This is a genomic window from Aldersonia kunmingensis (assembly GCF_001646865.1).
Taxonomy (GTDB): domain Bacteria; phylum Actinomycetota; class Actinomycetes; order Mycobacteriales; family Mycobacteriaceae; genus Aldersonia; species Aldersonia kunmingensis.
In genome coordinates this window covers 1-13,896 of record NZ_LRRB01000276.1, presented here as the reverse complement: position 1 = coordinate 13,896, position 13,896 = coordinate 1, and the positions used below count along the sequence as shown (strand labels likewise).

Sequence of the window (13,896 nt, the reverse complement as noted above, 5' to 3'; positions counted from 1 at the left end):
GGGGACCGTCTTCGATGCGGACCGTGGCCGCGTCCGGCCGCCCGAGCAGGTGCACGTGGTCGGTGCGTGAGGGCGAATGCAGCCGAAGCGAGGTCGGTGCGTGCGCGCCGACCCGCCAGCCGGTCGGCACGCTCCACGGGTCTGCCGACTGCGCGGTCGGCCAGTTCGCCAGCCAGCGGTGCACGGCGGCCGCGATGAGCACCTCGTCGGGAGTGACTGCGGCCTCGAACTTTTCGAGCCGGCGATCGAGCAGCCCGGTGTCGAGCGCACCCGCCCGCACATCCTCGTCGGCGAGCAGGTAACGCGCGAATTCGATATTGGTGACGACGCCGAGCACATGGGCGTCGGAGAGCGCGCGGTCCAGGCGGCGGAGTGCCGTGGCCCGGTCCGGACCGTGGGCAATGATCTTGCTCAGCATCGGGTCGTAATCACTACCGACCACGGTGCCAACCGAGATGCCCGAGTCGACCCGAACGCCGGTACCGATGGGTTCGATCAAGCCCGCGACCGTGCCGCCGGTCGGCAGGAAGCCTCGCGCCGGGTCCTCGGCGTACACCCGGACCTCGACGGCATGCCCGTCGAGACGCACATCCTCCTGGGCGAAGCCCAGCTTCTCCCCCGCCGCGATGCGCACCTGCCACTCGACGAGATCGAGGCCTGTGACCAGTTCGGTGACCGGATGCTCCACCTGCAGACGGGTGTTCATCTCCATGAAGAAGAACTCATCGGGAGCATCGGCCGACACGATGAACTCGACGGTGCCTGCCCCGACGTAGTCGACGCTGCGCGCGGTGGCGCAGGCGGCCTCGCCGATCCGGGCCCGCGTCTCGGCGTCGAGGAGAGCGGACGGCGCCTCCTCGACGACCTTCTGGTGCCGACGCTGAAGGCTGCACTCGCGCTCGCCGAGGTGCACGACGTTGCCGTGCGTGTCGGCGATGATCTGCACCTCGATGTGGCGGGGACGCAACACGAACCGTTCGAGGAACAGCGTGTCGTCACCGAATGCGGAGGCGGCCTCGCGGCGAGCGGAGGCCAGCGCATCGCGCAGCTGCCCTTCCTCGGTGACCAGGCGCATGCCCTTGCCGCCGCCACCGGCGGACGGCTTGATCAGCACCGGGTAGCCGACATCGCCTGCCGCGGCGATCAAGTCGTCGTCGGTGAGACCAGGGCGCGAGATACCGGGCACGATCGGCACATCGAATGCGGCGACCGCATTCTTCGCGGTGATCTTGTCGCCCATCGTCTCGATCGCACTCGCGGTCGGGCCGAGGAAGGCGATGCCGGCATCGGCGCACGCCAGGGCGAACGCCGAATTCTCGGACAGGAAGCCGTATCCGGGGTGGATCGCCTGGGCGCCGGTGCGCCGGGCAGCCTCGAGCACCTTGCCGATGTCGAGGTAGCTGTCCGAAGCAGGCGCGGTGCCGAGTCGCACTGCGACATCGGCCTCACGCACGTGCAGCGCGTCGCCGTCCGCATCGCTGTAGACCGCGACGGACTTGATGCCGAGCCGGCGCAGCGTCCGGATCACCCGCACGGCGATCTCGCCGCGGTTCGCGACCAGGACCGCGTCGAAGAGCGCGCCTCCGGCACGGGTGTCGAAAAGTTCGGGTTCTGGAGTACCCAGATTCGTGTTCATCTGCCTCACATCCGGAAGACGCCGTAGGAGACCGGCTCGAGCGGGGCCTGGGCTACTACCGAAAGCGCCAGTCCCAGAACAGTCCTGGTGTCTGCGGGATCGATGATGCCGTCGTCCCACAGCCGCGCGGTCGAGTAGTACGCGCTGCCCTGATGCTCGTACTGCGCTCGAATCGGCGCCTTGAACCGCTCCTCCTGCTCCGCAGTCCAGGGCGTGCCGCTCGCGTCGAGCTGATCGGACCGCACGGTCGACAGCACCGATGCCGCCTGCTCGCCACCCATCACCGAGATCTTGGCGTTGGGCCACATCCACAGGAATCGCGGCGAGTACGCACGGCCGCACATCGAGTAGTTACCGGCTCCGTAGGAGCCGCCGATGACAACCGTCAGCTTCGGCACCCGCGCGCACGCGACAGCGGTGACCATCTTCGCGCCGTGCTTGGCGATACCGCCGGCTTCGTAGTCGCGGCCGACCATGAAGCCGGAGATGTTTTGCAGGAAGAGCAACGGGATGTTGCGCTTGTCGCACAGCTCGATGAAATGTGCGCCCTTGAGCGCAGACTCGCCGAACAGCACGCCGTTGTTGCCGATGATCCCGACCGGATGGCCGTGGATACGGGCGAATCCGGTGACCAGCGTCTTGCCGTACTCCGGCTTGAACTCGTCGAAGCCGACCTCGCCGCCGCCGTCGCGATTAGCGCCTTCGGCACGGCCATCAACGATGCGGGCGATGACCTCGCGCACGTCGTAGGGAGTGCGCGAATCGGTGGGCACGACGTCATAGATCTCGGCCGGATCCTTCGCGGGCTCGGCGACGGGAGTGACGTCCCACGGCCGCGGCGAGCGCGGCGCGAACGTCGACACGATGTCGCGCACGATCCGCAGCGCGTCCCGATCGTCCTCCGCGAGATGGTCGGTGACGCCCGAGACCTTCGAATGCAGGTCTCCGCCACCGAGCTCTTCGGCAGTGACGATCTCTCCGGTCGCGGCCTTCACCAGCGGCGGGCCGCCGAGGAAGATGGTGCCCTGGTTCCGCACGATGACCGCCTGATCGCTCATCGCGGGCACGTACGCGCCACCGGCGGTGCAGGATCCGAGCACGGCTGCGATCTGCGGAATTCCCTTGGCGCTCATGGTGGCCTGGTTGTAGAAGATGCGGCCGAAGTGCTCGCGGTCGGGGAAGACGTCGTCCTGCATCGGCAGGAACGCACCACCCGAGTCAACGAGGTACAGGCACGGAAGCTGGTTCTGCAGCGCGATTTCCTGCGCACGCAGATGCTTCTTGACCGTGACCGGGTAGTAGGTGCCGCCCTTGACGGTCGCGTCGTTCGCGACGATCACGCACTCGCGGCCTGCCACGCGGCCGATGCCGGTGATGATCCCGGCGCCGGGGCAGTCGTCGTCGTACATGCCGTTGGCCGCCAGCGGCGCGATCTCCAGGAACGGGCTGCCCGTGTCCAGGACGGCGTCGACCCGGTCGCGCGGCAGCAGCTTGCCGCGGGCTTCATGCCGGTCGCGGGCCTTCGCGGGGCCCCCAAGTGCCGCCGTCGCCAGCTTCTCGCGAAGCTCGTCGACGAGTAATTGATGCTGCTCACGGTAGGTCTGCGTTACCGTCACGCCACCATTCCTCGATTTGAGTTAATCTGAACTAACTGAAACGAGGCTAACCCTGAGTGGCTGGTTTGTACAGACCGACCGAGGACATGTGAGCAAGTGACGAGAACCGAGCCGATAACCGGCGATCCGGCCGAGCCGTCGACCGAGCGCAGCCGTGCCAAGGCCGACCGGCGGAGGCAACTGCTGGTCGCCGCCGCTGGGCTGATCGCCGAGCGCGGCTTCGCAGGGGTTCGGCTCGAGGACATCGGTGCCGCGGTCGGCATCAGCGGGCCTGCGGTCTACCGGCATTTCCCGAACAAGGACGCTTTGCTCGCCGAGTTACTCGTGGAGATCAGTCATCGCCTGCTCGACGGCGGTAAGCGAGTGGAGACCGAGGCGCCCGATCCGCACACCGCGCTCGAGGGTCTCGTGGAGTTTCATCTCGACTTCGCCTTCGGCGAGCCGGACCTGATTCGCGTCCAGGATCGCGAGCTGACCTCGTTGACGGACGCGGCCCGGCGCGAGGTGCGCGTGACGCAGCGGCGCTACGTGGAGATCTGGGTCGGCGTGCTGCGCCGGATAGATCCCGGCCTGGACGACTCTGCTGCGCGCGTGATGGCGCACGCAACTTTCGGACTGATCAACTCGACGCCACACAGCGCCGACCCCGCATCTCCGCAAACCAGCCGAGCGGTGTTGCGGCGAATGGCGCTGTCGGCGCTGCGTACGTAATCGTCGAAATACCTTGCTGAATCAGCTCTTTCGCGTCATGGCCGAGTAGCCGACCGCGAGCGCGGCTGCTGCCGCAACGCTGATCACCCAACGGATCCAATCGATTCCGCCGGTGTCGCCCTTGTCGAGAAGGCCTTCCCAGACCCAGTAGCCGATCAAAGCACCGGCAATGCCGAGCAGGATCGTGGCGATCCAGCCGTAGGCCTGCTTTCCAGGTAGCACCAGTCGGGCAATGACACCGATGACCGCGCCGAAAATGATGGTGCCGATGATGTTCCCCATGGGACAGCTCCGTTCCGTGTGCGCCGCGCGCGTCAATGCTGCGGCAACGTTCACACATCCGACGTCTCAGTACCCGACGCTACTCCGAGACAAACCCGATAGGGAGCGGTCACGCCAACTCTCATGTGAACGGGAACGCCCACTATTGGCCGTTAGTGACGGGATCCCGCGCATCCGGGCGAAAAGTGTTCAGTGCCGTTCAGTTCACCGCTCCGGCACGCCCGCCCTACGCGACCGCCGTGCGTCCACCGTCGGCCGGCAGGACAGCGCCATGGATGAAGCCGGCCTGATCGCTGACGAGAAATCCGATGGTCTCGGCGATTTCAACAGGATCGGCGACGCGGCCCGCCGGCGCCTGCCCGGCGAGTTTGGCCAGCCGGTCGGGGCCGTACTGCTCGATGGTGCCCTCGGTGCGCGTCGGGCCAGGGGCTACCGCGTTGACGCGGACTCCGCGCGGGCCGAACTCCGCAGCCCACGACTTGGTGAGCAGTTCGAGCGCGGCCTTACTCGACGCGTAGACAGCCGAGCCGGCCGTGCCGAACGCGGCAACCATCGTGCTGACATTGACGATGACGCCGCCGCCTCGTTCGACCATGCCCGGAGCGACCGCTCCGACCAGGAAATAGGGCACTTTCACGTTGATCGCGTAGCACGCATCGAAATCGGCTTCGGCGACCGTCGCTGTCGGGCCGAACACGGCGATCGCGGCGTTGTTGATCAGGATGTCGATCTTCCCTGCGGCGGCGATCCCGGCTCCGGCCAGCGCGCGAGCGCTTTCGGCGTCGGTCAGGTTGGCGCACAGAAACTCCGCCGTGCCACCGGCAGCGCGGATCTCGTCCACAACAGCCTGCCCGCGTTCGACGTCACGCCCGCTCACGAGAACCGTCGCGCCGCGCGCAGCGAGCAGTGTCGCTGTCGCGCGGCCGATCCCGCTCGTAGCTCCGGTGACCAGGGCGACTCTTCCGCTCAATGGCATGGCCGCATCGTAGGGCGACCCTGCCCTGCCCGGCTACCGTCCCGGCACTGGACAGGCCTCGACAGCCTCGGCAACAAACGTCGGTTCGGGCACCGGTTCCGGTCGTGCCCCCGCTTCCCAGTCCGCACCCGTGAGCGGTGTATCTCGCGCGAGCAAATCGTTCTCGTCGGCCGTGAAAGCCCGAGCCCGGCTGAGGAATCGGAGCCCCTCCGGCGTTTCGAGACTGAATCCCGAACCGCGCCCGGGCACCACATCGAGCACCAGTTGCGTGTGCTGCCAAGCGGCGAACTGTGATCCCGAAATCCACACCGGCACAGCCTCCGCCGCAGTCGGGGCATCGTCACGGATCTCACCCGCGCCGAGCCGGAGATCGAGCACCCCGAGCAATACATCGCGGTCACCAACGATGAATTCGCCATCGGGGTAACACATCGGCGCGGAACCATCGCAGCACCCGCCGGACTGGTGCATCATCAGCGCGCCGTGGAGACCGCGGAGGCGGCGGAGAAGCTCCGCCGCCCCCACGGTGGCTCGCAATCGCGGCGGAGCGCTGCGCTGCTGCTCTACCGCTTCGCTGCTCATCAGAAGAAGCCGAGGGCCTTCTGCGAGTAGGACACCAGCAGGTTCTTGGTCTGCTGGTAGTGATCGAGCATCATGTGGTGGTTCTCGCGACCGATGCCGGACTGCTTGTAGCCACCGAACGCGGCATGCGCGGGGTACTGGTGGTAGCAGTTGGTCCACACCCGGCCGGCCTTGATGTCACGGCCGGCGCGGTAGGCGACATTGCCGTTGCGCGACCACACACCGGCACCCAGGCCGTAGAGCGTGTCGTTGGCGATCGAGATGGCCTCTTCGTAGTCGGAGAACGACGTCACCGACACGACCGGGCCGAAGATCTCCTCCTGGAAGATCCGCATGTTGTTCTGTCCGGCGAAGATCGTCGGCTGCACGTAGAAGCCGCCGTTGAGGTCCCCGCCGAGCTGCGCACGCTCACCACCGGTGATCAGCTGCGCACCCTCGGCCTTGCCGATCTCGATGTAGGACAGGATCTTTTCCAGCTGATCGTTGGAGGCCTGCGCACCGATCATCGTCTCGGTGTCGAGCGGATCACCCTGGCGCACAGCCTTTGTGCGGATCGCGGCCATCGCGAGGAACTCGTCGTAGATATCGGCCTGGATCAGTGAGCGGGACGGGCAGGTGCACACCTCGCCCTGGTTGAGGGCGAACATCGTGAAGCCCTCGAGCGCCTTGTCCTGGTAATCGTCGTTGGCGGCCAACACATCCGAGAAGAAGATGTTGGGGCTCTTGCCGCCGAGCTCGAGCGTGACCGGGATCAGGTTCTGGCTGGCGTACTGCATGATCAGCCGGCCCGTGGTGGTCTCACCGGTGAAGGCGATCTTCGCGATTCGGTTGCTCGACGCGAGCGGCTTGCCCGCCTCGGTGCCGAAACCGTTGACGATGTTCACCACACCCGCGGGTAGCAGGTCGGAGATCAGGCTGAACAGGTAGAGGATCGAGGCCGGGGTCTGCTCGGCAGGCTTGAGCACCACCGCATTTCCGGCCGCGAGCGCGGGCGCGAGCTTCCAGACCGCCATCAGGATCGGGAAGTTCCACGGAATGATCTGCCCGACAACGCCGAGCGGCTCGTGGAAGTGGTAGGCCACGGTGTCGTCGTCGATCTCCGACAGCGAGCCTTCCTGGGCGCGGATCGCACCGGCGAAGTAGCGGAAGTGGTCGACTGCCAACGGGATATCGGCGTTGAGGGTCTCGCGGATCGGCTTGCCGTTGTCCCACGACTCCGCCAGTGCGACGGATTCGAGGTTCTGCTCGATGCGATCGGCGATCTTGTTGAGGATCACGGCGCGCTCGGCGACCGAGGTCTTGCCCCAAGCCGGTGCAGCGGCGTGCGCAGCGTCGAGCGCGAGCTCGATGTCCTCGGCGGTGGAACGCGCAACCTCACAGAAGTTTTCACCGGTCACCGGAGTCGGGTTCGTGAAGTACTGGCCCTTGGTGGGCGGCACCCACTCACCGCCGATCCAGTTGTCGTAGCGCGACTGGAACGACATCAGCGACCCGGGTGCGCCGGGGCGTGCGAAGACGGTCATGCGAACTCCTATGACGTTGGTGAAGCGTTGTGATCCAGACCATAGGGACGCAACGTTGCAACAACGTTGGGAGCGAGACTGCGCAGGTGAACGCGGGTGCGCGGATCAGCCCGCGAGTTCGCGATTCAGCACCGAGATACGCGCGCTCGCCCGGGCGAACGCCGCCGATTCCGGATCGAGCGAGGACCGGTAGACCGACCACAGGTCGGTGTCGTCGCGCCCCTCGGGGGTTTCCAGCCAGCGCGCCAGATGTGCCGGGTTGCCGGCCCGCAGCAGCGCGGTCCGCATCCGCTCGCGCAGATCCGCGCGCACGCGAACCACGCCGGGTGCATCCGAGGACGGCAGCACCGGGCCGCGGTACAGACCGGCCGCCCGTTCGACGTCACCGCGATCGAGAGCCTCCTCGACATCGCGCACGTCCGAATTGATCGGACTGGTCAGTCGATATGGCCGTGAGGACAAGCCATCGGCGCCGTACACCTTGCGCAGCCGGGAGACCTCGGCGCGGATCGTGACGGCATCGAGTTCCTGCTCGTCGAGCAGCACGGCCAACTGCTCGGCGTTGAGCCCCTCGGGATGTTCGCCGAGCAGCAGCAGGATTTCGGCGTGCCGGCGCTGCAGCGGCACCGGATGACCGTTGCGGACGATCGTCGGCGTCGCGGCACACAGCAGTTCGACGCGCGGCATCTCCACTCGAGTCGTCTCCGGATCGAACAGGTGCGGGCGTTCGAGCAGATGGAAGCGCAGTTCGGATTCAACGGTGGCCACGGTCGCGCGGATCAGCGACATCACCTCGGGCACCGCGACGCGTGGACCGCCGGTGATGTCGATGGCGCCGAGAATTTTGCCTGTGGTCGGGTTGTGCACCGGCGCCGCCGAACAACTCCACTCGTGCACGGCGCGGCTGAAATGTTCGGCCTCGAAAATCTGCACGCTGTGATCGACCGCGATCGCGGTGCCCGGGGCGTTGGTGCCTGCGGCGCCCTCACTCCAGTCCGCGCCCTCGGCGAAATTCATTCGCCCGGCCCGATCGCGCGCGGCGCGATCGCCCTCAACCCACAGCAATCGGCCGTGCTCGTCGGTAATGGCCACCAGGAGTCCGGTGTCGGCGAGGTCTTCCACCAGCAGTTTGTCGATCACCGGGCGAACAAGCGCCATCGGATGCGCGGATCGGTACCGATCGAGATCGACGCCGGACAGCATGGTGTTCGCGGCGGGCGAATCGGGGCTCACCCCGCCGGAATGGCTGCGAAGCCAGGATTCACGAACGACCGCACGCACACCTGCGGCGTCGGAGCTCTCCACGAAGCTGCGATGTGCCGCAGCGACCTTGCGCGCCAGCGACGCGACATCGTCGCCCGGCGGCACGGCGAGCCACGGGTTACCGCGCTCGGATCGCTCGATCGACATCCAGGACTTCTTCCCGCCTGCGGGGCTGCTGCCCGCTCTCGGTTGCGTAATGCCTGCTTGGGTAATGCCCACTGTAACGCGGGTCACGCACCGAATTGATCCGCAAGTTGTTCACCCGGGGCCAGCTCACAGACGTCGAGATTCTCGCGTCGCGCCATCCGGACAAACTCGGCACCGGGTCCAAAGAACATCCCCGGACGCACCGAGTCCATCCCGATCGGCCACAACGTGCCGTAGTGAATGGGCACCGAATGCTTGGCCGCGACGGTATGCGCGGCCTGCACGGCGCGGTAGGGATCCATGTGTCCCTCGCCAAGCGTCGGTCCCCAGCCGCCCACGGGAAGTAGGGCGAGGTCGACGTCGGTCACCCAGTCGCCGAGATCCGGGTAAAGGTCGGTGTCACCCGCGAAATAGGTCCGCTTATCGCCGGTGACCAGATATCCGAGCGCAGCGGTGCTGCGCGGGCCGCGCCGCCAGCGGCGGCCATCGTGAGCTGCCGGAACCGCACGAATCGACACACCACCAATCCCGACCGTGTCGCCCGCCCGCACCTCGATCAGACGGTGGCCGAGCGCGCGCAACGCCGGGACGGCATCCGGCGCCCCGCGCGGCACGACGATTGGCGCTTCTTCGTCGATCAGGCGCAGCGATGGCAGATGAGTGTGGTCCGCGTGCAGATGGGACAGCAGCACCACATCGGGATTGAGCACCCGTGGCCCGGTTGGTGGCAGGCCGCGGCGGCGGCGCAAATGCGCGACCCGCGGAGTGAGTACCGGATCGGTGAGTACGTGGGTGTCGCGATCGGTAATCAGCGTCGTCGCGTGGCCGAGCCAGCGCAGACCAGCGCGCGAAGGGGACTTCTCGGAATCATCCGGACCGGCGGCCACCCAACTACCATCCCAAGACGAGCGAAAGGATGCCATGCGCACCACAGCTGGAGTACTTCGAGTCGTCATCGAGTTCCTCGTGCTGTGGCTGAGTACGGCCGCGGCGATCCTGGTTTTGGACGCCGTTTTGGGCGGTATTCACCTCGACGCAATCGGGTCCACCAACACCCGGTTCGAGACCCTGCCCGCCGCATTGGCGCTGGCATTGGTGTTCGGCATCCTCAATGCCGTGCTGTGGCCGTTGATCATGCGGTCGATGTCGTGGATCGGGCCGGTGCTGCTGTTCTTGCTGGTCTTCGTTGCCGGTGGCGCGATCATGCTGCTCACGCTCTACCTCGTACCCGTGGCATCGGTGGACCGCCCCTTCGATGCGTTCGTACTTGCAGCATTGCTGTCGGCGTTCAGCTCCCTGGTGGCCGGCGCGATCGCCTCCCGATCCGATACCGCGTACCGACTGATGCAGGTGCGGCGTCAGCGGTTTCGATTGCGCCGCGGCCCGACGAATTCCGACCAAACACCCGGACTGCTTTGCGTTCAGATCGATGGACTCGGCTACGACGTGTTGCGCCGCGCCATCGCCGACGGCGTGACACCCGCGCTGGCGAAGCTTGTTCGCGATTCCCACCGGCTGACGCCATGGCACACCGACTGGAGCAGCCAGACCGGGGCGACCCAGCTCGGGGTGCTGCACGGGTCGAACCACAACGTTCCGGCCTTCCGCTGGTACGACAAGGAGACCGGCAAGATCTCGGTGTTCTCCAATCCTGCCGACAACGAGGAACGCGAGCGCGAACGCGCCCACATCCCTGGGCTTTTGGCGGAGGACGGCGCGAGTCGCGGCAATCTGTTTACCGGCGGTGCGCACGACAACGTCCTTGTGGTGAGCCGCATGCGCGGTGCACAACTCGGCGGTGGCGCCGGGTACGCGTCCTATTTCGCCGATCCCGCGAGCGCGCTGCGCACCTTTGTGCGCATGGTCGCCGAGATCCAGCGCGAACTCCGACAGTCCTTGCGACAGCGCCGCAAGGACATTCGGCCCCGCGTGCCCCGGGGCGGAGTGTACCCGTTCGTCCGGGCGTTCGCGACCGTGCTGGCCACCGATGTCACCGTCGCGGCGGTGGTGGGCGACCTGATCAAGGGGCGCAGCGTCATCTACGTCGACCTCATCGGGTACGACGAGGTGTCCCATCACTCGGGCATTTCACGGCCGGAAACCCTTGCGGTGCTGACCAAATTGGACGACGTCGTGGAAATGCTGCTCGCCGTGGTGGAGCAGGCCGATCGGCGGTACCGGGTGGTGCTGCTCTCCGACCACGGCCAGAGCCAGGGCGCCACCTTCCTGCAGCGCTACGAAGAGACGCTCGAGGCGCTGGTCCTTCGACTGGTGGGCCGGCCACAAGCCGCAGCAGCGACGACGCCCGCCGATCCCATGCACCATCACGCCGGCGCGGAGGGTCGCGCGTACGCGGCGGCGAGCGTGCACTCGCCGACCGCCAGTGAAGAGCCGAGCACACCCACCGGCGCGCCGATCGTGCTCGGCTCCGGCAACCTCGGGCTGATCTACTTCCCCGACCTGCCCGGACGGGCCGATACCGAGGCGATCGAGAAGGCGCACCCGGGACTGCTCGACACGCTGCGCAGCCATCCCGGTATCGGCTTCCTACTGGTCGCCAAACCTGGCGGCGGATCGGCGATCCTCGGCGAGCACGGCGAGATCGACGTCGAGTCGGGCACCGTGACCGGCGCGAATCCGCTTGCCGGGTTCGGCCGCGACGCGCTCGAAAAGGTGCGCCGCACAGACACATTCGACAATGTCGCGGACATCATGGTGGGCGGCGCGTACTGGCCCGAGACCGACGAGGTTGCTGCGTTCGAGGAACAGGTCGGCTCGCACGGCGGCATGGGCGGCCCCCAGAGCACGCCGTTCCTGATCTACCCCTCGCACCTGCCCCCGCCACCGGTCCCCCTGCACGGCGCCGAGGCGATGCACCAGGTGCTGGTCGGCTGGCGCGACGGGGTGAACATGCCTGTTCCCGAGGAAGTCTCGGCCGCGCCGCACACTTCCTGACGCGCCGCACACCGACTCGCCGCACGACACACCGGAGCCCGCAACAGAAGGTGCGCGACGAAAACCTGCACGGCGCTACTCGCTGAGTAGCCCCAAGGACACCTCGCGCATCTCCACCTTGCGCACCTTCCCGGTGACGGTCATCGGGAACTCCTCGACCACGTGGACATAGCGCGGGATCTTGTAGTGCGCCAGTTTTCCGGCGCAGAACTCGCGGAGGGAATCGGGATCGAGCTCCGGTGCGCCCTCGCGCATCCGGATCCAGACCATCAGCTCCTCGCCGTACTTGTCGTCCGGGACACCGATCACCTGGGCATCGAGGATGTCGGGATGGGTGTAGAGGAACTCCTCGATCTCGCGCGGGTAGATGTTCTCACCGCCCCGGATCACCATGTCCTTGATTCGGCCGGTGATCGCCACGTAGCCGTCGGAGTCCATTACCCCGATATCGCCGGTATGCATCCAGCGCGCCGCGTCGATTGCCTCGGCCGTCTTCTCGTCGTTGTTCCAGTAGCCGAGCATCACCGAGTAACCGCGGGTGCACAGTTCGCCCGCCTCGCCGCGGGGCAGAGTCAAACCGGTTGCGGGATCGACGATCTTGACCTCGAGGTGCGGCCCGACGGTGCCGACGGTTGCGGTGCGTTGATCGAGCGAGTCGTCGCGCCGCGTCTGCAGTGACACCGGCGAGGTCTCGGTCATGCCGTAGCAGATCGACACCTCACTCATGCCCATCCGCTCGATCACCTGCTTCATCACCTCGACCGGGCACGGCGATCCCGCCATGATCCCGGTGCGCAGGCTGGACAGGTCGTGGGATTCGAAGCTGTGCTCCGCGAGTTCGGCGATGAACATGGTCGGCACCCCGTACAGCGACGTACAGCCGTAGGCGGCGACGGCTTCCAGCGTGGCCTTCGGATCGAACGCGGGCGCCGGAATGACCATGGCCGCACCGTGACTGGTGCATGCGAGGTTGCCCATCACCATGCCGAAGCAGTGATAGAACGGCACCGGGATGCAGACGAGATCCTGTTCGGTGTATCCGCACAGCTCGCCGGTGAAGTACCCGTTGTTGAGGATGTTGTGATGGCTCAGCGTCGCACCCTTGGGGAATCCGGTTGTGCCCGAGGTGTATTGGATGTTGATCGCATCGTCGGTACTCAGTTCGCCCTGAACCCGTTGCAGCGTCGCCCGGTCGGCGGCGCGGCCCTGCTCGAACAGCCGCGCCCACTCCTCCGAACCGAACAGGACGACCTGGTCGAGCTCGGCACAGTTCCCCGCCACCTCGGCGATCATCGCGCCGTAGTCCGAGGTCTTGAACGAGGGCGCCGCGATGACCATCGCGATGCCCGACTGGTTGAGCACGTACTCGAGCTCGTGCGAACGGTAGGCGGGGTTGATGTTCACCAGGATGGCGCCGATCTTGGCGGTCGCATACTGGACGAAGACCCAGTCGGCGCTGTTGGGCGCCCAGATGCCAACCCGGTCGCCCTTGCCGATCCCCGAATCGAGCAGGCCGAGCGCCAACGCATCGACCTCGACGGCGAGTTCGCGGTAGGTCCACCGCCGGCCGGTCGCATGCTCGATCAGCGCATCCCGGTCCGGATGGGCGGCAACGGTGCGGTCGAAGTTGTCGCCGATGGTGTCGCCGAGCATCGGCTGCTCCGATACCCCCGAGACGTAGCTGGGTAGTGCCTTCGACATCGCAGTCCCTTTCGGCCGCCGTACGCTCCTCAGACTGAGCGTAGTGACTGCGGTCACACCTGAACTACCCCCGGACGGGGGTGGGCCCTCCAGTGGCCGAAATGAGGTCGGCGGCACGCTCCGCAATCATCACGACGCTCGCGTGGATCCCGCGACTGATCGGCGTCGGCGCGATCGACGCGTCCACCACCGAAAGACCGTCGATGCCGTGCACCCGGCAGTCCGCGCCGACGACGGCACCCGGGTCCTCGCCCGGACCCATCCGGCAGGTTCCGGTCATGTGCTGCGAGGTGCCCAGCCGCGTGCGCAGCCAGTCGTCGTCCGCCGCGAAGTCCGGATCGATCTCGGTGACCACGCCGGCACCGCGCATCCCCTCGAGTACCTCGCGCGCGACCAGCGCCGCGGCACGCAGTGCCACGCGATCAGCCTCGGCATCGAGATGCCGGTAGGCGATTACCGGCGCGTCGGCCGGGTCGGCGGATGCCAAGGTGAGCGACCCACGCG

General features: G+C 66.8%; 12 protein-coding genes. 2 read left to right on the top strand and 10 right to left on the bottom strand.

The features are described 5' to 3' along the window. Both A8G08_RS21975 and A8G08_RS21970 read right to left on the bottom strand, forming a co-directional pair. Positions 1–1,636: acetyl-CoA carboxylase biotin carboxylase subunit (locus tag A8G08_RS21975; protein ID WP_084436714.1), on the bottom strand; the 1,636-nt coding region annotated here is incomplete at its 3' end. 5 nt (positions 1,637–1,641) lie between these two features. Then, positions 1,642–3,252: a carboxyl transferase domain-containing protein gene (locus tag A8G08_RS21970; RefSeq protein WP_068278850.1), complete on the bottom strand. Its 1,611-nt coding sequence runs from the start codon at positions 3,250–3,252 to the stop codon at positions 1,642–1,644. 96 nt (positions 3,253–3,348) lie between these two features. Between A8G08_RS21970 and A8G08_RS21965 the strand changes: the two genes are divergently transcribed. Beyond that, positions 3,349–3,963 carry an SACE_7040 family transcriptional regulator gene (locus A8G08_RS21965; protein ID WP_068278849.1) on the top strand — a complete coding sequence of 205 codons (615 nt, stop codon included), beginning with the start codon at positions 3,349–3,351 and terminating at the stop codon, positions 3,961–3,963. Between the two features lie 21 nt (positions 3,964–3,984). Here the strand turns inward: A8G08_RS21965 and A8G08_RS21960 are convergent, their stop codons facing one another. From A8G08_RS21960 to A8G08_RS21935, 6 genes are all read right to left on the bottom strand, one after another. Next, the gene (locus A8G08_RS21960; protein WP_068278847.1) at positions 3,985–4,245 is read right to left on the bottom strand and encodes a GlsB/YeaQ/YmgE family stress response membrane protein; all 261 of its coding nucleotides are present in this window, start codon (positions 4,243–4,245) and stop codon (positions 3,985–3,987) included. Positions 4,246–4,471: 226 nt separating this feature from the next. Next, entirely contained in the window at positions 4,472–5,221 is a 750-nt protein-coding gene (locus A8G08_RS21955) for an SDR family NAD(P)-dependent oxidoreductase (RefSeq protein ID WP_068278845.1), read from the bottom strand. Positions 5,222–5,254: 33 nt separating this feature from the next. Then, entirely contained in the window at positions 5,255–5,803 is a 549-nt protein-coding gene (locus A8G08_RS21950) for a DUF779 domain-containing protein (protein ID WP_068278844.1), read from the bottom strand. Then, a complete protein-coding gene (gene adh, locus A8G08_RS21945) occupies positions 5,803–7,326 on the bottom strand; it encodes an aldehyde dehydrogenase (protein ID WP_068278843.1) in 1,524 nt (507 codons plus the stop codon). Before adh ends, A8G08_RS21950 begins: the two co-directional genes overlap by 1 nt. A gap of 105 nt (positions 7,327–7,431) precedes the next feature. After that, on the bottom strand, positions 7,432–8,736 hold the full coding sequence (locus tag A8G08_RS21940; protein ID WP_068278841.1) for a sigma-54-dependent transcriptional regulator family protein: 1,305 nt from the start codon (positions 8,734–8,736) through the stop codon (positions 7,432–7,434). An 83-nt stretch (positions 8,737–8,819) separates the two neighbouring features. Then, a complete protein-coding gene (locus A8G08_RS21935; RefSeq protein ID WP_084436713.1) occupies positions 8,820–9,659 on the bottom strand; it encodes an MBL fold metallo-hydrolase in 840 nt (279 codons plus the stop codon). Here A8G08_RS21935 and A8G08_RS21930 point away from each other — a divergent pair. Continuing rightward, on the top strand, positions 9,658–11,691 hold the full coding sequence (locus A8G08_RS21930) for a phage holin family protein (RefSeq protein ID WP_068278835.1): 2,034 nt from the start codon (positions 9,658–9,660) through the stop codon (positions 11,689–11,691). The genes A8G08_RS21935 and A8G08_RS21930 overlap by 2 nt on opposite strands. A 75-nt stretch (positions 11,692–11,766) precedes the next feature. Here the strand turns inward: A8G08_RS21930 and A8G08_RS21925 are convergent, their stop codons facing one another. Both A8G08_RS21925 and A8G08_RS21920 read right to left on the bottom strand, forming a co-directional pair. After that, positions 11,767–13,392, bottom strand: coding sequence for an AMP-binding protein (locus A8G08_RS21925; protein WP_068278834.1), 1,626 nt, complete (start codon positions 13,390–13,392; stop codon positions 11,767–11,769). A gap of 64 nt (positions 13,393–13,456) precedes the next feature. After that, on the bottom strand, positions 13,457–13,896 hold a 440-nt coding region (locus tag A8G08_RS21920; protein WP_245672946.1), incomplete at its 5' end, for a GMC oxidoreductase.